The sequence below is a fragment of the Polyangium sorediatum genome (assembly GCF_029946465.1).
Lineage (GTDB): Bacteria > Myxococcota_A > Polyangia > Polyangiales > Polyangiaceae > Polyangium > Polyangium fumosum.
The window spans coordinates 26,954-49,125 of record NZ_JARZHI010000057.1 but is presented as its reverse complement, the minus strand read 5'-3'; the positions used below and the strand labels follow the sequence as shown (position 1 = coordinate 49,125).

The window sequence follows — 22,172 nt, the reverse complement described above, 5'->3', positions numbered from 1 at the left end:
CGAGGGTGACGAACCACCGGAGGCTGGATCAGGTGCGGGAGTACATCCGGGAGGCGGAGGCTTTCAGGGTGAATACGTTAGCGGCAGTGCTGTAAGTTCGAGCGGATGCGGCTTTGCGGTCACTTCGTACCCAGCCGCATCACGGCGCCGATAGCCGAAATGCGCGTCAGCATGAAATCATCGGACAGTGATGGATGACTCGGCTGCTTCTCGAGCAGGATGCTTAGCTGCAAGTTGCCGCCGCTCTGCTCGGACCAACGGCGGAACTGGGCCATAGGTACGGCAATTCGGATTGTCTCGATACGGCCATTCTGGTTCCCAGCGTCCTTCAGCCGCCCGATTTCATGGCCATTCAGATGAACGGGGTGCCCCTTCCACGCACCCCAGGTCTCGAGCTCCCGGGTCTCGAAGTGCAGCGCGACCACGGTTGCCTGATCATCCAGCCAAGTCACCGCTAGAGGAAGGGTAAGATTGTAGCCAATGTAGACACCGTCTTGAAATACCGACGGATTATCGCCGAGGTGGTAGCGGCAGGAGGTTACAATTATGTCGCTCACGGACCGTCTCCTTGGCTGAGGCTTTTGGGGCCCCTCGTGGGCAAAAGCTAGCTTACGACGGCTTGCTGAGCGAGAAGAGACTCGTTGGGGAGATGTTGGGGATAGGCCATGTTGTCCGCAGTGGGGTTTTCCACGCCGGACGAAAGGTTCTCGGGGCGGTTGCGAGCGCTCCGTCTTGCCACCATACGGGCAACGTAGAGAACCATTCTTGCGGTTCTCGGGGGAGGCAAGGATGATGACGCGGTTTGCCATTCACGGACTCATCTTCTCATCCGTGGTGTTTCTTCCGGCAGTAGCCGATGCGGGGAAGGCGGCCATCGTCGTACAATTTCCCGATGGCCGTGTGCGCACCGAGTGCGTACACTTCTCTGAAGCAGAGATTACGGGGCACGACCTCATGGAACGCTCCTCTTTCGCGTACACATCGCAGGGCCATCCCGAACTTGGTGCGGCTATTTGCAGCATTGAAAGCACTGGATGTAGTTATCCGGCGGAGCCTTGCTTTTGCCGGTGCCCAGGCAATGGAAGCTGCACGTACTGGTCCTACTGGACACTGGATGAGGCCGCGCGATGGGTATACTCGCAAGTCGGCGCATCGAGTCGGCGTGTGCGCGATGGATCGGTTGACGGATGGAGATTTGGGGACGGTGCTGCTCCCCCTGTGAGTACAACGTTTGGTGCCATCTGTCGGTAAAAGCAGCCGTCTGGGGTCGTCCGCCGCCGCGCCCCTGTTGCTATTTTTTGCCGCCGCTTTTGTGAAACGCACATCCTGCTCAACTCCTCCATGCAGCATTCCGCTGTTTCAGCCATGCCACGCGCGCGCCGCAGCCTCGGATCCCCTTCATTGGCTCTTCCGGACGGGGGAAGATCATTTGCGGCATAGTCGGTTTGTCCACGGGAGCGGGGGAAGATCAGCATCGAGGGCCCCCAGAAAAAAGTATCAGTAATCGAAGATGACGAGATCCACGCCGAGCTCGATCGTCTTCGCCACCCAGCCCTTGAGCACCTCGATGAACTCGCCGCCCTCGCGGTCGTGCGCGGGAGGGATCTTGGCGGCGAGCGCTGCGAGCCGGTCCCGGGGGATGATGGTCAGAAGCGGGTACTCCGGGGTGTTGGGAATGGGAAGGGGCCAGGTTTGATCGGGGTAGTTGAGGTCCGGGCTGTCGACGTCGTCGATGCCAAAGATCGCCTTCATGCTGCGTACCTCGCCCGGGAGCCGGGTCCCGAGCGTGTGCATCAACGCCACCACCGCGTAGGCGTACTGCGACGGCTCGTGATCGCCGATGGCGCCGGCGAGGACTTCGTCGAGCGCGCCCGCGCTCGGATCGTCGATCGTCGCGAGATACTGGCTGTACCGTGCCGAGAGGACGCGCGCACGGAGGCCCGCGTCGTTCGAGCCCCATGCCGCTTTCACCCGATCGATGTCGACGGCGACCGCTGTGGTGTTGCTTCCCATGCACGGCACATATCACGAAGCGGGGGCGGATGGCCTCGTCGGGTCGCCCTCGACGTGCGCTCAGGTGGATGCGCCGGGAGCCACGCCGCGGCCCTGGCCGCTAGCCGCTCGAAATCCACGTGAGCACCTCCGAAAACACACGATCCCCTTCCGCCAGATTGCCGTGGGTACACCCGGGCATCTCGAAATACGACGACCGGAGGCCCGCCCCTTCGAACATCCGCGCCGCGCGCTTCATGCGCCCCGGAACGTCGAACGAGCAGGACATCGTCGCCACCACGCGAGCCCCCTTCAGCGGATCGAGCCGCGGATCACGCGGGGAGCCGATGAGCACCACGCGTGGATAACGTTCGGGCGACGCCTTCACCAGGTTCTCGATGAGCGTCGCGCCCAGCGAATAGCCGATCAAAACGATATCGGCGGATGCCGGCGTCGCGTGACCGGCAGCGGCGAGCGCCGCCTGGATGCGCGGCTCCTCGTGGCTTGGATCCGAGGTGATGCTGCGAAAATCCTGGGCGTTCCCACACGGCCGATCGCCGTCGATCGCAACGGCTCCGCCGTGGGCGCGCGCCGCTTCTGCAAAACCCCATAGGTAGGCGCCCGCATTCGAACAAACGCCGGGCAAAAAGACGATGCGCGGCGGGCGCCCATCCGCGCTCTTCACGATCGACGCCGGCAGGTCGCCAGGCACAGGGAGCATTTCGACGACGGCCGGGCCCGCGGGTGCGCTGGCAGCGCCCGGTGGAGGCGCGGAGGGGCCCGCCGGTGGGCCGGAGGCGTTCGCGCTCGCGGAGCCCGCCGCGCTCGCCGAACCCACGGCACCGACCGCGCCCGCGACCGCCGCGCCTTGCGGCGCCGCCGCCGTGGCCGCCTCGGGCGCACGCGCATGATCGGGACCGAGCAAGCCGTCGCGCCCCGCCTCCGTGCAGCTCGCCGCACAGGGAAGCGCAACCGATAGGAGCACGAGCAAACGTTTGGTGAACCGTGACGACGAAGGCACGAGCGGGTGAGGCGGCTTCATGGGGCCTTCCTCCATCGCGCGGCAGACCCAAAGTGTGACGCCGGTCCGCGGCTCCGACACGCCGGCGCCGGCAACCACCGAAGCGCCCCGCTTCCCCGTGCCCGGAGGTGAGCATGAGCTCATCTCATGCGATCACGAAGACAGGAGAGACACGACGCTCCTCGCCGTCGCCTTCGCGGAGGAAGGGTTCTGGCCCGTCACCAATCTCCCATCGACAACGACCTTCGAGAGAAACGGGACGATGCTCTTCTCGTATCGCGCGCCGCGCGCGCGCATCTCCGCCTCGGCGTTGTAGGGCACCATCTTCGCCACGCCGGCGAGCACTTCCTCCCACCACGAATACCCCGTGACGCGCCGTCCTGCGACGAGGAGGCTTCCGTCCGAGAGCTTCGTGTTGAGCAGGCCGCAATAGCCGTGGCACACCGAAGAGACGACCCCTCCATGCTCGTAGATGTCGCGCGTGAGAGCTTGGAGCGCCTCGTCGTCGGGGAAGTCCCACATGACGGCGTGGCCGCCGGTGAAATAAATCGCGTCATAGGCTGCGGCGTCGATCTCGTCGGGCCGAGCCGTGGACGACAGCAGCGCCGACCAGGTGGGATCTGCCCAGCGCGCTTTGGCAGACGCGTCGAGGAGCGGCCACTTGAGCGAACGGGGCTCGAGAGGTGTCCGCCCTCCCTTCGGGCTGACCAAACGCTGTTCGTAGCCGCACGCGGCGAAGACGTCATAAGCATGCGTCAACTCCGAGAGCCACAAGCCGGTCAGCGTCGACCGACCAGCATAGTGGTCCACGTTGCTCACGACGTGGAGAATGCGCTTGGTCTTGCTCATTTGCCCCATCCGAACAGCCGCATGAGCCGTCCGCCGACAGCCATCTGGCTGCGCAGATAGCCGCTGTACTTGGGCAGGTCGTCGGCGGCGTCGCTCAGCCTCCGGTGGTAGAAAATGTGCATCACCGGCGGCGGGAGGAGCTCCTGCCGTTTGAAGGTGATGCTCGGAAGGAACATGATCTTCGCCGGGCCGAAGCCAACGAATTCGATCGCGGGCTTGCCGCACGTCTTGCAGAGCCCGCGGTTGATGTTCGGGGGCGGGCGGTACTTCTTGAACGCAATCTGGCTCATGTCGTTCACGTCGACGTGCTTGGCGCGAAGCACCGTCACGTCGGCAAACGGCTTGCCGTTGTAGGCTTGGCAGATCGTGCAGTGGCAAAAGAAACGTACGGCCGGCGCTGCACCGACCTCGAATTGGCAAGCGCCGCATTCGCAGGCCGCTTGCTGTTGCTGGAGCGTCTCTGTCATGGCCGATGTCCGCTGGTTGGGGGGACGTGAACTTTGCGCTGAGACGTCCCGATGAAGGAAGTGATAGGATTTCATGCACCTCGATGCATCGCGTGCATGATCGCTTCGACACGATGGACCTCAACCTGCTCCGCGTCTTCGAGGCCGTCTTCCGGGAACGGCACCTGACGCGGGCGGCGCGCGTGCTCGCGCTGAGCCCTTCGGCGGTGAGCCATGCGCTGCGAAGGCTCCGGGAGCACCTCGACGACCCGCTCTTCGCGCGAGAAGGGACCGAGATGGTGCCCACGGCGACGTGCCTGCGCATGGCGCCCGCGCTCGTCGAACAGCTAGCGCAGTTGCGCGGGCTCCTCCATCGGTGGGGAGCGTTCGAGCCTTCCACGACGACGCTGATGTTTCGCGTCGGGATGCCCGACTCCATCGAGCCGATGCTCCTGCCTCAGCTCCGGAGCGCGCTCGCAACGGTGGCACCACTGGCCACGCTGGCGAGCGTCGCGTACCAACGCTCCGCCATTGCGCGTGAACTCGCGTCCAGACAGATCGACCTCGCCTTTGATGTCTTCATGCCGGTCCACGAGCCGGTACGACACCGTCGCGTTCTGGACGACGACCTCTGCCTCGTCGTGCGAGAGGGGCACCCCCTTCGGCGGAAGCTTTCGGTCGCGCAGTACGTCGCGGCGTCTCACGTCCTCGTGTCGAGTCGAGCGACGGGGCTCGTGCTCGAGGATCACGCGCTGCGGAAACTCGGCGTCGAGCGGCGCGTGGTGGTGCGCTGCCAGAGCTACGACTCGGCGTTCCGCGTGGTCGCTCACTCGGACGACGTGCTGACCGCGCCACGACGCTTGACGGGCGAGGTCGGGAAGGTCCACGCGCTCTCGCGACGCGCGTTGCCGTTCGCGTTGCCAGCCGTGCAGCTTCACCTCTACTGGCACGCGCACGCAGAGTCGGACCCGGCAAACATGTGGCTCCGCGGGTTCGTGGAGGAGGTCGCCAATACCGGTTCGGCCTGACGTTGCGAGCCCAGCGAAGGGGCACCGCGGCAGAGCTTGACGCCGCGGTGGGTTCCTGCCCTGCTGCCCGCCGAAAACAATGCACGCGCGTCCCCTGCCCCGGCTCCTCTCGATCGCCATTGCCGTCTCCGCATGCGCGAGCAGCCCGGCGCCCCCTTCGCCGCCTCCCCTCGTTGCGGCGGCCGCCTCGACGCCGCCGCCCCAAACACCCGCGCCTCCGCCCGACGACACGCCGCCCTTCGAGCTCTCCCGGGTGGATCTGTCGCCCGAGGGGACGCGCCTCGTCGCATGGCAGGGTGGGGCTCCCGTGGGGACGTCTGCACCGCTCTGCGTGGTGCATCTCGCGTCGCAGACGCCGGTGTGCATGTCGCTCCGTCCCAGTGACCCGCTGGACGCAGATCCGAAATTCTCCGCCCGCGGCACGTACCTCGCCATACGCACCCGCAGCGGCCTGTCGGTTCGGGAGACCTCGCGCTTGCGAACGACCTTCCACAAGGGTCTCGCGAAAGGCGAAGAGGCGCGCGCCTTCAACCAGAGCCCGAACGAGCGCCTGCTCGCCTGGGTCGACGCCCGCGGCGCGGCGCGCGTGCTCGATATCACCACCGGGGCCGAAATCATGTCCTCTGCGTTCGGCGGGCCTGTCGAGAGAGGGCGTGTCCTCTGGAGTGGCGACGAAAGGGTGGTCCTCGCAGCGGACGGATACGCTCCCCAGGTCTGGGATCTGGCGCATAAGACGGTGCACCCCGTCGACGTGCCGGGCGCGACGTGGCGCGGCTATGATGTGGAGGTCCACGGCAGCACGGGCCTCTTGGCGGGGGGTGACGGGCTTTTGGCCCAGCTCGACCTGTTCACGGGGCAGGTGACGGCGCTCGTTCGGCCGCCCGCTCCGACGAACGGACACCTCCGCGCGTCCCTCTCCACCTCGGCGTCGGGCGGGCGCTTCGCGGTGACGTTGGGCTCGCAGATCGACGTCTTCGACACGAGCCCCGCCAAGCTCGTCGTGTCGGTCCGCGTCGGCAGCGGCGAGATCATGAGCTCCCAACTGTCTGCCGACGGCACCCGGATGGGGTTCGGCCTCGACCGCACCTCCTTCGATGAAGGGCTCGTCTACGAGTCGCACGCGTTCCCGGTCGCGGCGGGCGCTTCTCCGAAGCGCATGGCCGAGACGCTGTTCGTGGGCTGGCTCGGCCATTTCCTCGTGACGGCCCAAGGCACCGAGGTCGTCGCTTTCGACGGCGACACCATGGCATGGAGCTACGACACCGGCTTCGTCTGGGCCGAGGCGTGCATGCTGGGGGGATATGCCGTCTCGGCGGGCACCGCGTTGCGCATCTTCGACCCCGCGCGCCGGAAGAAATTCGAGATGGTGATCCGCGGGGCGATCGCGTCCCCGAAGCTCTCGGCCCTCCCCGAGACGAAGCTCGCGGATCTCCCTCGCAATCTCAGCGACGTGCCCTTCTGACGGCTGCGGGCGGGTCGCTTTCTGGGGACCCGGATTCTGCGCGCATGAGCAGCCGGAACGTCACGTCTGGCAGGGCCAGTCGACGGAAGGCATTGCTGCGACCGCGGAGCAAACGACCAAAGTGGCCGAGGCTCGACGCGAAGCGGCCCACCCGGCTGCACGAACCTCGCGCGCCCGCCGTGAGAGCCGCCGCTCGCTGCCGTTCCCGAGGGGGCCGCCGAGGCCGTCATTCAAGAAGGGTGGCCATGAAGGCATGGAACAAGCACCGCATCCGTGCTCCGAAAAGTCCGGGGATGAGGCTGCCTTCGTCCTTGACGAAGCCGTCGATGGCTCGATGAATCGAAAGCACCGGTGAATTCGCGCGGCCAATCGCGCGTTTCAAAGGAGGCATCACGTGTCCACGCGCAAGAACATTTTCCAAATCAAAGAGGTCTCGACCAAGGTGAACGCTGCGGCAGGCACGCAGAAAACACCCGACTGGGAATCCTGCAGTTGCGAGTGTTCAGCAATCAAAAGGGACCTAGCGTAGCGTCGTGAAGGGAGCGGCTGCGCCCTGGACCTGCCGCACAAGGAGTTGCGCGACACCATGAGGGCGCAGCCGTTCGTTCCTCCTCCGGAATGGCAGAGGTGGCTCGTGAGCCTGAGCGAAATGCAGCATTACCTCGTCCGCCTGTACACGGACGATTGTTTTCGGATGTTGTCCCATATCGCTCCAGAAAAAACGCTTCAGATGTACACGCTCTCGCCGGAAGAGAGCCGGGCTGTCACGGAGATCGACCGCGACATGCTCGAAACGTTCGCGGCCTCTTTGAAGGGAAAACGACTCGAGCGGGTCCTGGAGAACTACCCGCTCTCAGGCCGCCTCGTCCCCGCTGCAATGGATCGTTATACCGATCGATTTTACCAGCTCTTCCCGGCGAGACCTCATGCCTCCACGCAGGAGTACCTCGCCGACTTTGGCACGTTTCTGGAAGAGGCGCTCCGGGGGGATGAGGAGGTCCCGACATACGCCGCGGAGCTCGCCCGGTATGAGCGCCTCTTTTGCGCGGCCGGGTTCCCGCCGACGCGAGCGGACGAGGACGTCGAGGACGTCGGGGCGCCCGCCGGCGACATTTCAATGGACGCCTGCCCCGCCGTGAAGAGCGGCGTTTATTTTGGCGAATTCGAGTACAACATCACGGACATCGTCGCATCGCTGCGACACGATGAGCTCCCAAGCCGCATCGAAGAGGCCCCGGGTTGGATCGTATTCCAACATCTGGCAGGGTCTTCCTCTCCGCGCGTCTTCGAGGTGAACCAGGCTCTGGGGAGCCTGCTCGACCTGTGCGACGGCGTGAGGACCGTACGAAGCATCGTCGCTGAGCTCGAACAGCAGCTTGCCATCGAGGGCCTCACGGAGGATCTGATTCAGGCGCTGGGACACATGGCGTCGATGGGGATTCTCAGGAGCTAAAGCAATGTCGCAGTCCTCCACGCATGCGATCCCTTACCTCGGCTCCGGCCTCGGATTTCGGCGCCGCATCAAATCAGACATCCTGGCGCATCGGGGCGCCATCGATTTCATCGAGGTCACGACGGAGCATTTCATGACGCCGCGCCAGCTCGACGAGCTCGCGGCGCTCCGTGTCCTCCTGCCCTGCGTGCCGCACGGGCTCCAGCTCTCGGTCGGTTCGACGGCACCGCCTACGACGGAATACCTGCGGTGTATCAAGAGAGTTCTCGAAGTGACCGGCGCTCCCTACTACAGCGATCATCTGGCGGTCACCTCCGCACCAGGCATCGATCTCGGACACCTCTCGCCGGTCGCGCTCACCCGAAAGAGCCTCGAGAGCGTCGTGCGCAACATCTCGACCGTACAGGACCACACGGGCAAGCTGTTGATTGTCGAGAATATAACCTATTTCTTCGACATCCCTGGAGGCGAGCTCTCCCAGACGGATCTCTTGAACGAAGTCGTGGAGCGCACGGGTTGCGGGCTCCTCCTCGATGCGACCAACCTGTACACCAACGCGACCAACCATGGTTATGATCCCATTCACTTCCTCGAACAGATACCGCTCGACAGGGTCATCCAGGTGCACATGGCCGGCGGCGTTCGGGCGGACGGGCTGCTCTTCGATTCGCACTCCCATGCGGTCGAAGAGGGGAGCTGGGACGTGCTTCGGGCGCTCGCGCTGCGGACCGACATCAAGGGCGTGATCATCGAGCGGGACGACAACTACCCGCCGATAGAGGAGCTGCTCCTGGAGGTGACCCAGGCGCGGGATATCCTGGAGACGGCGCGCAAGCAGAGAGAGGCGGCCTCGCGGCTCGAGTCTCCAAGGCCAAAACTTCCACGCGACGCCATGGAGGGAGTCCCATGAGCGAAACGCTGCCGATGACTCGAGCAGGCGGTTTCGCCGCTCAAGGCACGCTCAGCACCACGTTGATCGCGCTGTTGCCGCTCGAGACCACCGCGTCCGCGTGCCCGTCGCCATTGACGTCGAGCGCGCGCAGCGATTGCGCGTACGCGCCGCCCATCGCGAACGCGATGGGCGGGCCGAGCTGACCGCCCCCCGCATTGCGAAGCACCCGCAGCTCCGCCAGGTCGTACGAGTGCATCACGGCAAATAGGTCGAGGTCGCCGTCCCCGTCCGCGTCCCCCAGCGAGATGTGCTCGACGGGCTTGCCGAGCGTGGCCGGCGCCCCCGCCGTGAAGACGCCGGCCGCGTTCGTCAGGACCTGGACCTGGCTCGTGCTGCCCTGGCTCAGCACCACGAGATCGAGATCTTGATCGGCGTCCATGTCGCCCACGACGATCTCGGTCGGCTGATCGCCCACGGTCACGGTCGCGGCGACGGCGAAGCTGCCCGTGCCGTCATTGCGGAAGAGGTTCACCCTGTCGGCGCTCGGATTCGTGGTGGCCACGTCGATGTCCCCGTCGCCGTCGAAATCGCCCACCGAAAGCCAGCGTGCGCCCTCGCCCCCGCCGAAGCTCACCTGCGCGCCGAAGACGCCGGTGCCGTCATTGCGGAGCACGGCCATCCCGCTCGCGCTGGCGTAGGCGAGCAGGAGGTCGCGATCGCCATCGCCGTCCACGTCCGCGAGGGCAGCGGCGCGGGGCGTCCCGGTGAGCGCCGCGGTCGTGCCGGGGACGAGGTGACCCGTGCCGTCATTGAGCATGATGGTGGCCCCCTGCGTGCCGCGCGTGACCACCACGTCATTGTCCCCGTCGCCGTCCACGTCGCCGATGGCGGCCGGATCCAAGCTCTGGGAAAACCCTGGATCGCCAGGGAGCGCCTGCGTCTCCCGCCAGGCGAAGTGGCCTGCGCCATCCCCCAGAAGGACGGTCAAGGTATCGTCGAAATTGACGCCGGAGAAAACGAGGTCCATGTCCCCGTCGCCGTCCATGTCGGCGGGGAGCGCGCCGTCCGGGGCCTGGGCAAAGGAGCTCACGACGCTCACGGAAAAGACCCCGCCGCCCTCGTTGAGCGCGATGCTGGCGTCTCGTGAGAGCCAATTCGTCATGCCGAGGTCCACGTCGCCGTCGCCGTCCACGTCGGCGGCCCGGAGACGACCATTTTCGCTGATGTAGATCGACGCGCCCGTGAGGAAGGCGGATTTCGGCGCGAAGCCCCCTCCGCCGTCGTTCCGGAGAATGCGCACCTCATCGAGCGGGCCCACGTCGAGGGTCGGGCCGATGCGGACGGCGATGTCCAGCCACCCATCGGCATCGTAATCGGCGATTTCGGTGTCCACCGGCCGCACGCCCAGGGACAGGGGGACGGCGTGAAAGGTCCCCCCGCCCTGGTTGTAGAGGCGCGTGAGGTTATTGGAGTCCAGGTTCGCGGTGATCAAATCGAGGTCGCCGTCGCCGTCGAGGTCCGCGGCATCCAGCGAGAGGGGCTGCGTGCCGACGGGAATCTTCACGGTCGCGGCGAAGGATCCATTGCCCTCGTTGCGCATCAGGCTGACCGAGTCGTCGCCCTTGTTGACGGTGGCGATGTCCGTGTCGCCGTCGCCGTCGAGATCCGCGAGCACCACCTGCTTGGGCGTCGCGCCGGTGGTGAGGCTCTGCGGGGCGGAGAGCTGGAAGAGGCCCTGGTTCTTGTAGACGAGCACGCCGCTCGTAGAAGTCCTGCACACCACGATGTCCGCGTCCCCGTCGCCGTCGACGTCGCCGAGCGCCATGTCCCCGGGCATCTGGCCCACGCCGGCGAGCGCGTTGGCGACGACGAACGAACCGTCCGACTGCTGCTGGAGCAGGCGCAGGTAGCCATTGGGCGCCTCGGTGAGCGAGGCGATGTCGAGGTCCCCGTCGCCGTCGAGGTCGGCCAGCCGGAACGTGCTGGGCGAGGCGTCCAGGGAGAGCGTCTCGCGCGGCCCGAACTGGTAGCCCGCGCCGCGCGGCAGGATCTGCAAGTTCGAGGTCTGGTAGCTCGCCAGCATGTCGGTATCGCCGTCGCCGTCGTGGTCGACCAGGCTCATCATGTAGGGGCGATCGGGGAACACCCAATCGAGCTGCGGCGCAAAGCAGATTTCACCGGTCTGATGAATACCATCGCCGCAGGTGGAGAACGTGGGCTTGCAATCCGCGTCGCAGCCGTCGCCGCTCACCATGTTCTTGTCGTCGCAGGCCTCGCCCGGATCGAGCAGCCCGTCGCCGCAGACCTCTTTGCCGTTGCAATCGGCGCGACAGCCGTCTCCGCTTTGCGTATTGCCGTCGTCGCAGACCTCGCCCGGATCGAGCTGGCCGTCGCCGCACTGCTCCACGCCCTTGCAATCGCTGCGGCAGCCGTCCCCGTTCTTCACGTTGCCGTCGTCGCAGACCTCGCCCGCGTCGAGCACGCCGTTGCCGCACGCTTCGAAGGCCTGGCAATCGGCGCGGCAGCCGTCTCCGCTCTGCGTATTGCCGTCGTCGCAGACCTCGTCCGCGTCGAGCACGCCGTCGCCGCACTGCTCCACGCCCTTGCAATCGGCGCGACAGCCGTCTCCGCTCTGCGTGTTGCCGTCGTCGCAGACCTCGCCCGCGTCGAGCTGGCCGTCGCCGCACTGCCCCACGCCCTGGCAATCGGCGCGGCAGCCGTCTCCGCCCTGCGTGTTGCCGTCGTCGCAGACCTCGCCCGCGTCGAGCTGGCCGTCGCCGCACTGCTCCACGCCTTGGCAATCGGCCCGGCAGCCGTCCCCGTTCTGCGTATTGCCATCGTCGCAGGCCTCGCCCATGTCGAGCACGCCGTCGCCGCACGCCTCCAGGCTCGTGCAATCGCCGCGGCAGCCGTCGCCGCTCTGCGTGTTGCCATCGTCGCAGACCTCGGCGCCCTCCTTCACCCCGTTGCCACAGACGAACTTCGTACAGCCCGCCGTGTCCAGCGCGCAGTTCGGCGAGCAGGCGAGCTGTCCCGCGTCGAAGCCGAGGTCCTGGCAGGTCTTGCCATCGAGCAGCGCCCCGTCGCAGGCCTCCTGCGCGTCGAGCGCGCCGTTGCCGCAGGTGCCTCCACAGGCAGCCTGGCCCGCGCAGCTCGTATCCGCGCAGTCGACGGCCCCGTCACCGTCGTCGTCCACGCCGTTTGCGCAATCCTCGACGGGCGGCGCACACGCGGGCTCCTCTGCGCAATCGTCGTCCGCGCAGTCGGCGTCACCGTCGCGGTCGTCGTCCACGCCGTTTTTACAATCCTCGACGGCGGTCGGCAACCCGGGGGGCTCGGGCTCGACGCAAGCGCCGAGGATTGCAGGGAAGAACGAGAGCAAGAGAAAGGCGTGCCGATGCTTCATGGTTCGCTCGTGGCCTCGCGGCGACGCGAGCATATCCGGACGTCAATCGCGGAGGGAAGGCGTTGCAGCCACGCTGGAAGAATCGCGCAGACAGTGACCTTCTGCTGTGGGCCGGCGGAGATTCGAGCGGCCCAGCGTCGGGCGTCAGGCAGGATCGTGAGCTTGGGCTAATCGTCGATCGGCGTGCAGGAGGAGCCGTATTCTTTCACGAAGACCTTGTACGTCTGCGGCGGCTCTTCATCGAACGACGTGAAGTCGCTGCGATCGAAGTCCTGCACGAGGTCCTTCTCGCACTGCTGCCCGTCGCGGTCGACGTCGACCACCAGGGAGAAGTAAAATCCCGCATCCTCGCGCGCGACCGGCCCGACGCCTTGATCGATCAGCGAATGGGGGTTCGCCGGAATGTCGAGCTCGAGGTCGACGGGCAGCGCTGTGACCTCGAGCGTGTAGCGCCGGATCGCGGTGGCGCTCGCGTCGGCGAGCCTGGAATCGTAGCCCCACAGCGTGATGTGCGCCGTGGCGGGCTCGTCAAGCGTCAGGGGCTCGTGCGCCAGCGTGAGGGTCGTCCCCTGCGTGTTTCCCATTCCCTCCGTCCCCTCCGTCCCCTCCGTTCCCTCCGTTCCCCCGCACCCGAACAGCGCCAGACCAGCGAGGATCCATGCGTGATGTGTTCTCATTCGCGTGCCCCTTTCTCTTCTTCGCGGCCGGCGTCATCGGCCGGCGGCTGCACGTTCAACTTCGCCACCACGGCCCTCCTTTGCGAGCGAGACATTCTCGCCAGCGGGCGACCGTCGTGGATCAACGCGATCGCCTCCTCGACCGTGCTCGTGATGCCCCTACGGCACAGAAGAAGCGCGACGAAGGAAGCCGTGCGGCCATGTCCCTGAGCACAGTGCACCAGCACCACGGTATCGGGGCCGATCTCCACGCGGGGCGTGTCGTGCACCAGCGGCATGCCGTCGAGATTCGGGAGCGCCTCGTATCGATGGGCGAAACGGTACCAGCGCGGCAACTCGGCCGCGAGGTCCACCACGACGTCGAACCTCGACAAGTCTGGCCCGAGGAGCGGCCAACGACCGAGGTGGATGTTCGTCCCTTCGAGCCGGCTCACCCGCGACTCCCGAGAAAAGACCGCGAGGACAATCCAGGTCGTCCAGGTAAAGAGCAACCACGGGAGGTTCAGCGACGTCCAAAACCAGGAGATGCGTCCGTCGCTCGACTTCCCGAGGACCAGATGCGGGCGATTTCTCGCGTACGCGTAGGCGAGCACGACACAGGAGAGGGTGGGCCACAGCAGGAGATGACGAGCGGGATGCGCGAGCAGCGCCACGCATACGCCTTGCGCGAGAGCCAGCAGGAGGAAGAAAAAGACGTACTTCATCGCGCCGCTCGGGACGTCCGGCGAACGAGACGGGGATTCAGGGACGAGCACCCGCCTGAGCGAAATGGGCGCCGGCGCCAGTCGCCTTCAGACCGCCGCCCTTGTCGTGAAACGCCCATTTTCCATGGCTGGATGTGCCGCTCATCCGTTCGGCGGCATCTGGGGAGGAAACGCGTCGTACTGAGGGGCATCTCCCCCGATGTGATCCCAGGGCGCCTTCGAACCGACGAAGATATGCATCTCGATCTGAACGCCGGGATCTCCATCCACGCTGCCGAGCGTCACGCCGTGCACCTTCGCTCCGGACATGCCGCACAGCGTGCTTCCACAGGTCCGGCAGAAGCCCATGCCCCATCCCGGCGTCGTTTCATAGAGGGTGAGATTGTCTTCCCCGCTGAGCCACGAGAAGGACCCCGGCACGACTTCAGCATAAGCAGACCCCGTCCCGCTGAATGCTTTTCTGCATCGCGAGCAATGGCAACAGCGCCCTGGTCCAAGCGGGGCATCGATCTGGTATCGAACTTTTCCGCAGAAACAACCACCTGTGAGCGACATGATCTCTCCTCTTTGGTTTCCGGCGCCCAACGCACGGATGAGCCGCAGCGCGAAGCACCGCGCGCAGCAGTGCCACGTTAGACAATTATTTCAGGCACCAATTGGTCGATAAACTTGTCGCAGACGCGCCTTGCCGCCAGGTATTCCACTTTCATTGCCTGCGGGGCGGCCTTGGCATTATGGCCAAGCGCACCGCAGCACCGCGAGGTGCGGCTCACCCAATGCTCCGAACGTCGCTGGCGCGAGGGCTCGTCTTTGGATGCAGGTGGTGGAAGTGCGGATGCGGTCGGTGGACTCGACGGGGGCACATCCTGCGTCGCCAGTGCTGATGGGATGGGACGGGGGCCTTCCGGGCTCTCCGGCGAAGAGCACCCGAGGGACAACGGCATGTGGAACGCCACTGCAAAGAGGCTCGGAAGCAGGCCCGTCCGCCAAACCATGCCCTTCGACCGCCACCGCATGACCACCCCTCCCGCTGGGTAGCCCCCTGCGGCCTGATGTGTCGATCGCCAGGCCGCCCGCGTGTCCGCCAAAAGGCTTGACACGCGGGCCCTCGCCCTCCCTCACTCCTCCGCCGCCGCCTCCGCCATCCCCACCGACGGCTTCCTCGCCGAAAGCCCCGCGTCCCGGATGAGCGCCGTGTCCTCGTCCGCCTCCGGGTTCGGCGTCGTGAGCAGCTTGTCCCCGTAGAAGATCGAGTTCGCTCCCACGTAGAGGCACATCATCTGCGCCTCGCGCGACAGGTCCGTTCGGCCCGCCGACAGACGCACCATGCTCCTCGGGAACACGATCCGCGCCGTCGCGATCATCCGGACGAACTCCACCGGATCGAGCGGCGGCAGGCTCTCGAGCGGCGTGCCCGCCACCCGCACGAGCGCGTTGATCGGCACGCTCTCCGGGTGCGGCGTGAGGCGCGCGAGCTCGACGAGCATCGCCGCGCGATCCCGCACCGACTCGCCCATCCCGATGATCCCGCCCGAGCACACCGTGATCCCCGCCTTGCGCACGTTGCGCAGCGTCACGAGCCGCTGGTCGTACGTGCGCGTCGAGATGATCGAGCGGTAGTGCTCGCGCGACGTGTCGAGGTTGTGGTTGTACGCGTCGAGCCCCGCGTCCTTCAGCTTCTTCGCCTGCTCTTCCGTGAGCATCCCGAGCGTCACGCACGCCTCGAGCCCGCGCTCCTTCACGCCGCGCACCATGTCGAGCACCCGGTCGAACGCCGGGCCGTCCTTCACCTCGCGCCACGCCGCGCCCATGCAGAAGCGCGTCGAGCCCGCGGCCTTCGCGCGGTCGGCCGCTTCGAGCACCCCGTCGACGTCGAGCATCTTCTCCGGCGACGTGCTCGTCTCGTGGTGCGACGACTGCGGGCAGTACGCGCAGTCCTCGGGGCAGCCGCCCGTCTTCACGCTGAGCAGCGTGCAGAGCTGCACCTCCCCATCGACGTGGTGCGCCCGGTGCACACCACGCGCGCGGTCCATCAAAGCAAAAAACGGCAGGTCGTGAATCGCGACGACCTCGTCCACGGTCCAGTCGTGGCGGATGGGAGCGGCAAAGGGGTGAGCCTCGGTCATGGCCGGCCGGTGTAGCCGACAAAGGCCCGCGCGAAAAGCCATCACCCCCGCCCGCCCGAGCGCGCCCCCTCGCGCGCCCGGGGACTGGCATCGATCTGGCACGTTCTTCTCGGCAAAAACCGCAGAGGAGTGCCCCATGTCCCTCGATCGCTACCGTCGCCCCCGGTTGATCGTCCTCCACCCCCGCTCCACGACCTACGAGGCCGCCCGTGCCATGGCCGACAACCACGTCGGCGCCGTCCTGGTCGTCGAGGACCAGCGCCTCGTCGGCATCGCGACCGACCGCGACCTCGCCCTCGACGTCGTGGCGGCCGGCCTCGACCCGCGCACGACGCCCCTGCGCGACGTCATGAGCGACGAGGTCACCCCCGTGGACATCGACGACACGATCGAAGACGTCGTGCGCGTCATGCGCGAGCACGCCTGCCGCCGCGTCCCCGTGCTCGAAGCGGGCCGGCCCGTCGGCATCGTCACGCTCGACGACCTCGTCCTCGAACGCGCCGTCGACCTCGACACCGCCCGCTCGATCATCACCACGCAGCTCGAAATTGCCGCGCGCTTCAAGCCTGCGGGCGCGACGAGCCCGGCCGGCGTGACGCCGGGCCGCGGCGGCGAACGCGCGCGCCAGCGCCGGGCCGCGCGCGCGGAAAACACGTACGGGCGCCTCCTGCACGCCTGCATGCGCCAGACGGGCCTCTCCACGCGCGAGCAGGCCGAGCGCGCGCTGCTCATCGTGCTCTCGAACCTGTGCAGCCGCCTCACGGAGGACGAGGCGCAGCACCTGCTCGCGCAGCTCCCGTCGAAGCTCGTCCCGCAGCTCGACGCGACGCTCGGCGGCTCGAACAAGGGCATCACGCCCGACACGATCGAGGCGGAGCTGCGCCGCGCGCTCCAGCTCTCGCCCGAGGCCGCGACGGACGTGCTCTACGCGACGTGCGAGGTCATCGCCGACAGCGTCTCCGCAGGCGAGATCGAGGACGTCCGCTCGGAGCTGCCCGCCGCGATGAAGGATCTGTTCCCGCCGATGCCGTATCGCCGCGCCGGCTAGAACACTCCCCCTCGGGACTAAAGCTGCGTCGCGGCGCGCGCGACGTCCGCATGCACGAGGCCCTCCGCGACGAGGCGCTCGACGTGCATCACGAACGTCTGCATCCCGGAGGGCGTCACGCCCTTCTCCATCAGCTCACGCAGCGACGGGTTGCCCTCCGGACGCTCGATCGCGCCGCGCACCGCGCCCGTCGCGACGAGCACCTCCGACGCGAGCACGAGCCCACCTCCTTCGCGTCGCGGGAGCAGGCGTTGCGCCACGATCCCCTGCAAACACGCGCTCAGCCGCTCGCGCGTCTCCTCTGGCGTCGGGCCCATCGAGAGGAGCCGCCCCACCGTCCGGCCCACGTCCGGCGTGGGCAGCGACGAGAGCACGAGGTGCCCGGTCTCGGCCGCTTGCAGCGCGGCGTCCATCGTCGCCGCGTCGCGGATCTCGCCGATGAGCAGCACGTTCGGATCCTGCCGGAGGGCCGCGCGAACGCCCGACGCGAACGACTCCGTGTCGCTGCCGACCTCGCGCTGGCTCACGGTCGCGCGCCCGCCCTCGTGCACGAACTCGATCGGATCCTCGACAGTGACCACGTGCCGCGGGTGCGCCTCGACGATGTGCGCGAGCATCGACGCGAGCGTCGTGGTCTTTCCTTGCCCCGCGGCGCCCACGACGAGCACGAGCCCGCGGCTCTTGTCGGCGAACCCGCGCGCCGCGGGCGGCACGCCGAGCGCCTCGAACGAAGGGATCTTCGCGGGGATCAGCCGCAGGACGAGGGCGATCGTCCCGCGCTGCAGGTAGACGTGGACGCGGAAGCGCCCGAGGCCTTCGGCCTCGTAGGAGACATCGACCTCGCGGAGCGATCCGAGCGCGCCGACGATCGCGGGCCGCCGGGCGAGCACGAGCCGCGCGACGGCCTCGGTGTCCTCGGGCTTGAGGGGCTCGGCGCGGAAGTAGACGATGTCTCCGTGCACCCGGGCCCCGGGCGGCTGCCCCACGCGCAGGTGGATGTCGCTCGCCTGGGCCGCTTGCGCCTTGGCCAGGATCTGGTGGAGGAACGCCTCGCTCGCGTAGGGAGTGGTCACGGGGGCGTCAAGGTAACGCAAGTCGGGCGAAGCCTCACCCCCGCCGCCGCCTCCCCCAAAGCAGCGCCATCCCTGAAAGGAGCGCGCCCATCCAAGCCGCGCCCGTCGTTCGTCCGGGCCCGACCGCGCACGCAATGCCGGCGGCGTTTTCCTCGCCGACATCCGCCTCCGCTTCCGCTCCCGCTCCCGCTTCCGCTCCCGCTTCCGCTCCCGCTTCCGCTCCCGCTTCCGCTTCCGCCTCCGCTCCCGCCTCTTCCTTGCCCCCGCCGAGCCCTGCCCCCTCGTACGCGCCGATATCGATCGCGCCTGCCGGGACCCGACCGAGCTGCCCTGCGTTCGCCACGACCTTCTTCGCCGGCGGCACAAACAGCGGCGTCACGAGCGGCGAGGGGAAGGGAAACCCGGCCGGGCTCGCCGGGGCGGCCGCGCCTGCATCAAGCAAAGGGCTGTCCGCCGCGGGACGCAGATCGAACGCCGCGAGATCCGCGAATTTCGGATTCGTGCCCTGGATCGTCCCCTGCCATTGCGTCGGCACCGTGCTCCCCTGCGGCACCCAGTTCTTCTGACCGCCGATCACCACCTTGCCCGCCGCCCATTCCACGTCCGTGAGCTTCAGGATCGACACCACGCCTCCCCCGACCCGATAAAACGCGTTGTTGTGCATCTCGATGCTCTCGATGCCCCAGAAGATCTCCACCACCGGCTTCGATCCCTGCGCGAGGAGGAACGTGTTGTTCACGAAGCGGTAGCGGCCGTTCGTGGAGCCGCCCGTCGCGTCGCTCCCGATCCGCACCGTGTAAAACGTCCCCGTCTTGCGGAAGACGTTCCCCACGATGTCGCCGTCCTCTCGCGCCACGTCCTCGGCCTCGCCGTCCGGCGCCACGAGCTCGAGCTCCCGGTAATACGCGCCCTCGATCCAGTTGTAATAAATCTCGTTCCGCTCAGCCCGGCTCTTCACCGCGTGCCCGCCCAGGCCGTCGTGTACGTAGCAATGCTGCATCCGGAACACCGCGCCCGGGTGCGCGTGCTCGTCCGTGTCCATGTAAATGGGGTGGCGCTTGTCGCCTGCCCCCGCCTTGTACACCTCGACGTATTCGAGCGTCAGCGAGCCGGAGCCGTCCATCGCCCCGAGGATGCCGTGCGAGGGGCAATCGTGGACCGCCGTGTCCCGGATCGTGATGTCGTGCCCGCGGTGAAACACGCAACGCGAGCTGCCCCCCACCACCTCGAAGCCCTCGATCACGTAATGGTCGGCCCCGACCTCCAGCGTGTTCGTCCCGCCCGAGAGCACCGGGCGTTTGCCGTTCACGCGCACGCCCCGGATCGTGATCTTGTTCGAATTCGTCCCCGACTTCGTGAGCTTCACGTCGCCCGCGTACGTCGTGTTCCCAGAGACCTCCACCACGTCGCCCGGCTTTAGCAGCGACGCCACGGCTTTCACGCTCGTATAGGGTTTGCCCGGCCCGACCTGATACGTCGTGGCGAATGCGCTCGACGAGACCAGGAGCGTCGCTCCGAAAACCCCCGCCACGACCCCACGGCGAAGGGTCCATCCGTTTGTCATGCACGGAGCTTCGCCCGGCAAACCCGCTCCACTCAAGCGCGACCCGCATCGATATCAGGCGCGAAGCTGCCAGAAATGTGCTTGCCCGCCCGAATGGAAAGCCCGGTCGGCGCGCCAAACCCTGGCGCTCCGTGTCTTCCAGGGTTTTCGGATCAGGGCGGATCGAGATCGCCGGGGATCTTCGCCGGGTCGAGGATCTTCTTTTCGGCGAGCGCCCGCGCGGCCGAGACCGCGAGCGCCCGGTGCTCGCGTGGGAGCGCAGAATTCGCCGCGATCGAGAGCACGGCCGCGCCCGCCTCCGACGCGCCCTCCGGATCGAGCGGCTCCCGCGCCGTCGCGGGCCGGCCCGCCACGCCGAGGACGGCTTCGAGCGTGGGCCCTCGCTCCTCGTCCGTCGCCGCGAGCGCCCGCTTGCCGAGCGCGCCGAGCGCGAGATCCGCGTCGTCCGCGAGCGGCAAGGCAAGCAGCGCCGTCTTCAGGATCGCCCCTCCATCCCCGAGCGCCTCCACGAGCCCCGCCGCGCCGAGCGCGTCCGCGAGCGCCTGAAGCCCCGCCGGATCGTCATCCATCGCCCGCTGCCATCGCGGCTCGTCGAGCCGCGGGCTCCTCCGCGGCGGCGCGTTCGCCGATGCCGGCGCGCCCGCGGCCGCCTCGGTCGACCCCGACGAACCACCCGACGGCGAGGAGACCTCCGACGGCGCGGATCCGCGGCTGCACGCGGCGAGGGTCGCCACGAAAAGCACGGTCCACGGTCTCCTCGGGCGCGTGATCGAGTCCGGCATGGCCCGGCGGCTTACCGCGCCTCGGAGGTCCTGCCAAGCGCCACGGACGAGAGGCCGGTCAGCCCCGCCCGCGCTTCGGCGAATACACTTCGCGGCTCCGCGCGTCGGCGATCCCGAGGAGCGTATCGCCGTCGAATCGCGCGATGTACCCGACGGGCAGCGCCAGCACGTCGAGCAGCCGCTCGCGGCCGAGCCGCACGAGCCCGCAGCTCATGAACCCGGCGAGCTCCTCGGGGGACGGTTTTTCCTTGGCCTCCGCGCGGCCCATGTACCAGCCGGAGTCCCCGCCCTTCGCGGTCCCCGTCCGATGCAAGTACACCGCCGGGGCGCGCAGGGCAGCCCGATCCGCGACGATCTTGTCGTCGAAGCGGCACCCCTCCGGCTTGATCCCGAGCATCTTCACGAGCCCCACCTGCCGCGCCACGACCCGGAGCGACGCGGTCACGTCCGGCCGGAACCGCCGCGGATCCTCGTCGAAGTCGGGCTCGCACACGAGGAGCTGGCCCTCGCGCCGTTCGAGCCGGTAGGCGGCCCAGCCGAACACGACCACCGCGCCTTCGAGCCCCGGCTTTCGCCCGGCGAGCGGGCCGAACCCCCGCTCGATCATCGTGCGCGCTTCGAGCGCCTGCTCCGACGCACACCGGGCCACGACCGTCGTGCCCCCGATCCCTGCCGAGACCTCGATAGAACGTCCCACCGACTGCCCTCCGCGCCCCTTCGGGCGGGCGCGAGTCTGCGCCTCTCGCCCTCCGCTCTGCAAGCCCGGCGAAGCCTCGATCGGCCCGACGTTCGCCGCCGCGTCCGCTCGATCGTCCTCTCCGAACAGGCGCGCGCGTGGCAAGGTGCGGCCGCGGGAATGCTCTATCCGATCGTCCTCACGCTCCACTCGTGGCTCCGCTGGATCGTCCTCGGGCTCGGCCTCGCCGCCGCCGTCGCGTCGGCCCGCACGCGCGCGCGTTCCGGCCCGTACGAGCGCTTCCACGACCGCCTCGGCCTCTTCTTCGTCGCCGCGCTCGACCTCCAGATCACGCTCGGCCTCGTGATGTACCTGTGGCTGAGCCCCATGACGCACCTCGCCTTCCAGGATCCCACGGGCGCGATGCGCTCCTCGGCGCTCCGGTTTTTCCTCGTGGAGCACGCCTTCTCGATGGTGCTCGCGCTCGCCTGCGCGCACGTCGGCCGCGTGCGCGTGCGTCGAAGCACGAGCGACGCCGACAAGCACAAGCGCGCGGCGTGGGGCGCGGGCCTCGCGATCGTGTGCCTCCTCGTCGGGATCCCCTGGCCCTTCATGCCTTATGCCCGCCCCCTCGCGCGGCTCTCCGTGGAGCCGGAGGCGCCGCGGCAGGCGCTCACGGGCGCCGCGCTCGAAGAGACGCGCAAGCTCTACGAACTCCGGTGCGCCCCCTGCCATGGGGTGAACGGGCGCGGCGACGGACCGGCCGCGGTGAACCTCGTCCCGCGGCCGCGTGATTTCGGCGATCCGGAATGGCAAACGGCCACGAAGGACGAATCGATCGAGCGCATCGTCCGCGAGGGCGGCCGCGCCGTGGGCAAGAGCATGATGATGCCCTCGAACACCGATCTCACGGACGCCGACGTGCAGGCGCTCCGGGCCTACGTCCGCCGCATGGCCCGTTAGTCCCGACCGA

General features: G+C 67.7%; 20 protein-coding genes. 6 read left to right on the top strand and 14 right to left on the bottom strand.

The genetic code is table 11. The annotated features are described in order from the left end of the window. Positions 1 to 119: 119 nt before the first annotated feature. From QHF89_RS38105 to QHF89_RS38085, 5 genes are all read right to left on the bottom strand, one after another. A complete protein-coding gene (locus QHF89_RS38105; RefSeq protein WP_136972361.1) occupies positions 120 to 557 on the bottom strand; it encodes a hypothetical protein in 438 nt (145 codons plus the stop codon). Between the two features lie 940 nt (positions 558 to 1,497). Further along, positions 1,498 to 2,013, bottom strand: a complete 516-nt coding sequence (locus QHF89_RS38100; protein ID WP_136972360.1) for a DUF7691 family protein — start codon at positions 2,011 to 2,013, stop codon at positions 1,498 to 1,500. Between the two features lie 100 nt (positions 2,014 to 2,113). Beyond that, entirely contained in the window at positions 2,114 to 3,034 is a 921-nt protein-coding gene (locus QHF89_RS38095; protein WP_136972359.1) for an alpha/beta hydrolase, read from the bottom strand. 132 nt (positions 3,035 to 3,166) lie between these two features. Beyond that, positions 3,167 to 3,862: a type 1 glutamine amidotransferase domain-containing protein gene (locus QHF89_RS38090; protein WP_284721455.1), complete on the bottom strand. Its 696-nt coding sequence runs from the start codon at positions 3,860 to 3,862 to the stop codon at positions 3,167 to 3,169. Further along, a complete protein-coding gene (locus QHF89_RS38085) occupies positions 3,859 to 4,329 on the bottom strand; it encodes a GFA family protein (RefSeq protein ID WP_136972357.1) in 471 nt (156 codons plus the stop codon). Before QHF89_RS38085 ends, QHF89_RS38090 begins: the two co-directional genes overlap by 4 nt. Before the next feature lie 83 nt (positions 4,330 to 4,412). On the opposite strand from QHF89_RS38085, the gene QHF89_RS38080 reads away from it, so the two are divergent. From QHF89_RS38080 to QHF89_RS38065, 4 genes are all read left to right on the top strand, one after another. Further along, the gene (locus QHF89_RS38080; protein ID WP_284721454.1) at positions 4,413 to 5,336 is read left to right on the top strand and encodes a LysR family transcriptional regulator; all 924 of its coding nucleotides are present in this window, start codon (positions 4,413 to 4,415) and stop codon (positions 5,334 to 5,336) included. 79 nt (positions 5,337 to 5,415) lie between these two features. Further along, on the top strand, positions 5,416 to 6,798 hold the full coding sequence (locus QHF89_RS38075; protein WP_136972355.1) for a hypothetical protein: 1,383 nt from the start codon (positions 5,416 to 5,418) through the stop codon (positions 6,796 to 6,798). A 634-nt stretch (positions 6,799 to 7,432) separates the two neighbouring features. Then, on the top strand, positions 7,433 to 8,251 hold the full coding sequence (locus tag QHF89_RS38070) for a PqqD family peptide modification chaperone (protein ID WP_136972354.1): 819 nt from the start codon (positions 7,433 to 7,435) through the stop codon (positions 8,249 to 8,251). A 4-nt stretch (positions 8,252 to 8,255) separates the two neighbouring features. Further along, the gene (locus QHF89_RS38065) at positions 8,256 to 9,161 is read left to right on the top strand and encodes an MbnB/TglH/ChrH family RiPP precursor modification enzyme (RefSeq protein ID WP_136972353.1); all 906 of its coding nucleotides are present in this window, start codon (positions 8,256 to 8,258) and stop codon (positions 9,159 to 9,161) included. A gap of 40 nt (positions 9,162 to 9,201) precedes the next feature. On the opposite strand, the gene QHF89_RS38060 is transcribed toward QHF89_RS38065, so the two are convergent. The 5 genes from QHF89_RS38060 to bioB all read right to left on the bottom strand — a co-directional run bounded on the left by QHF89_RS38060 (position 9,202) and on the right by bioB (position 16,056). Continuing rightward, positions 9,202 to 12,549, bottom strand: coding sequence for an FG-GAP-like repeat-containing protein (locus QHF89_RS38060; protein ID WP_136972352.1), 3,348 nt, complete (start codon positions 12,547 to 12,549; stop codon positions 9,202 to 9,204). Between the two features lie 167 nt (positions 12,550 to 12,716). Beyond that, positions 12,717 to 13,133 (bottom strand): hypothetical protein, encoded by a 417-nt coding sequence (locus tag QHF89_RS38055; protein WP_136972351.1) that lies wholly within the window; start codon positions 13,131 to 13,133, stop codon positions 12,717 to 12,719. An 89-nt stretch (positions 13,134 to 13,222) separates the two neighbouring features. Beyond that, a complete protein-coding gene (locus QHF89_RS38050; RefSeq protein WP_284721453.1) occupies positions 13,223 to 13,879 on the bottom strand; it encodes a phosphatase domain-containing protein in 657 nt (218 codons plus the stop codon). A gap of 192 nt (positions 13,880 to 14,071) precedes the next feature. Then, on the bottom strand, positions 14,072 to 14,485 hold the full coding sequence (locus QHF89_RS38045) for a GFA family protein (protein WP_136972349.1): 414 nt from the start codon (positions 14,483 to 14,485) through the stop codon (positions 14,072 to 14,074). A gap of 563 nt (positions 14,486 to 15,048) precedes the next feature. Beyond that, positions 15,049 to 16,056 (bottom strand): biotin synthase BioB, encoded by a 1,008-nt coding sequence (gene bioB / locus QHF89_RS38040; RefSeq protein ID WP_136972348.1) that lies wholly within the window; start codon positions 16,054 to 16,056, stop codon positions 15,049 to 15,051. Between the two features lie 136 nt (positions 16,057 to 16,192). On the opposite strand from bioB, the gene QHF89_RS38035 reads away from it, so the two are divergent. After that, entirely contained in the window at positions 16,193 to 17,104 is a 912-nt protein-coding gene (locus QHF89_RS38035) for a CBS domain-containing protein (RefSeq protein ID WP_136935142.1), read from the top strand. A gap of 17 nt (positions 17,105 to 17,121) precedes the next feature. Here the strand turns inward: QHF89_RS38035 and QHF89_RS38030 are convergent, their stop codons facing one another. From QHF89_RS38030 to QHF89_RS38015, 4 genes are all read right to left on the bottom strand, one after another. Further along, positions 17,122 to 18,177: a type IV pilus twitching motility protein PilT gene (locus tag QHF89_RS38030; RefSeq protein WP_136972347.1), complete on the bottom strand. Its 1,056-nt coding sequence runs from the start codon at positions 18,175 to 18,177 to the stop codon at positions 17,122 to 17,124. A gap of 34 nt (positions 18,178 to 18,211) precedes the next feature. Continuing rightward, positions 18,212 to 19,741 carry a hypothetical protein gene (locus tag QHF89_RS38025; protein ID WP_284721452.1) on the bottom strand — a complete coding sequence of 510 codons (1,530 nt, stop codon included), beginning with the start codon at positions 19,739 to 19,741 and terminating at the stop codon, positions 18,212 to 18,214. A 152-nt stretch (positions 19,742 to 19,893) separates the two neighbouring features. Beyond that, on the bottom strand, positions 19,894 to 20,523 hold the full coding sequence (locus QHF89_RS38020; RefSeq protein WP_136972346.1) for a thiamine biosynthesis protein: 630 nt from the start codon (positions 20,521 to 20,523) through the stop codon (positions 19,894 to 19,896). 58 nt (positions 20,524 to 20,581) lie between these two features. Continuing rightward, a complete protein-coding gene (locus tag QHF89_RS38015) occupies positions 20,582 to 21,220 on the bottom strand; it encodes an immunity protein Imm33 domain-containing protein (protein WP_284721451.1) in 639 nt (212 codons plus the stop codon). Between the two features lie 159 nt (positions 21,221 to 21,379). On the opposite strand from QHF89_RS38015, the gene QHF89_RS38010 reads away from it, so the two are divergent. Continuing rightward, positions 21,380 to 22,162, top strand: a complete 783-nt coding sequence (locus QHF89_RS38010; RefSeq protein ID WP_284721450.1) for a c-type cytochrome — start codon at positions 21,380 to 21,382, stop codon at positions 22,160 to 22,162. The last annotated feature ends 10 nt before the right edge of the window (positions 22,163 to 22,172 follow it).

Excerpts from the sequence above, each read along its gene's own strand:
- QHF89_RS38075 (WP_136972355.1), top strand. The coding sequence starts at position 5,416 with ATGCACGCGCGTCCCCTGCCCCGGCTCCTCTCGATCGCCATTGCCGTC.
- QHF89_RS38020 (WP_136972346.1), bottom strand. The coding sequence starts at position 20,523 with ATGCCGGACTCGATCACGCGCCCGAGGAGACCGTGGACCGTGCTTTTC.
- bioB (WP_136972348.1), bottom strand. The coding sequence starts at position 16,056 with ATGACCGAGGCTCACCCCTTTGCCGCTCCCATCCGCCACGACTGGACC.
- QHF89_RS38085 (WP_136972357.1), bottom strand. The coding sequence starts at position 4,329 with ATGACAGAGACGCTCCAGCAACAGCAAGCGGCCTGCGAATGCGGCGCT.
- QHF89_RS38095 (WP_136972359.1), bottom strand. The coding sequence starts at position 3,034 with ATGAAGCCGCCTCACCCGCTCGTGCCTTCGTCGTCACGGTTCACCAAA.
- QHF89_RS38010 (WP_284721450.1), top strand. The coding sequence starts at position 21,380 with ATGCTCTATCCGATCGTCCTCACGCTCCACTCGTGGCTCCGCTGGATC.
- QHF89_RS38100 (WP_136972360.1), bottom strand. The coding sequence starts at position 2,013 with ATGGGAAGCAACACCACAGCGGTCGCCGTCGACATCGATCGGGTGAAA.
- QHF89_RS38055 (WP_136972351.1), bottom strand. The coding sequence starts at position 13,133 with ATGGGAAACACGCAGGGGACGACCCTCACGCTGGCGCACGAGCCCCTG.
- QHF89_RS38060 (WP_136972352.1), bottom strand. The coding sequence starts at position 12,549 with ATGAAGCATCGGCACGCCTTTCTCTTGCTCTCGTTCTTCCCTGCAATC.
- QHF89_RS38045 (WP_136972349.1), bottom strand. The coding sequence starts at position 14,485 with ATGTCGCTCACAGGTGGTTGTTTCTGCGGAAAAGTTCGATACCAGATC.
- QHF89_RS38025 (WP_284721452.1), bottom strand. The coding sequence starts at position 19,741 with ATGACAAACGGATGGACCCTTCGCCGTGGGGTCGTGGCGGGGGTTTTC.
- QHF89_RS38035 (WP_136935142.1), top strand. The coding sequence starts at position 16,193 with ATGTCCCTCGATCGCTACCGTCGCCCCCGGTTGATCGTCCTCCACCCC.
- QHF89_RS38065 (WP_136972353.1), top strand. The coding sequence starts at position 8,256 with ATGTCGCAGTCCTCCACGCATGCGATCCCTTACCTCGGCTCCGGCCTC.
- QHF89_RS38090 (WP_284721455.1), bottom strand. The coding sequence starts at position 3,862 with ATGAGCAAGACCAAGCGCATTCTCCACGTCGTGAGCAACGTGGACCAC.
- QHF89_RS38080 (WP_284721454.1), top strand. The coding sequence starts at position 4,413 with ATGCATCGCGTGCATGATCGCTTCGACACGATGGACCTCAACCTGCTC.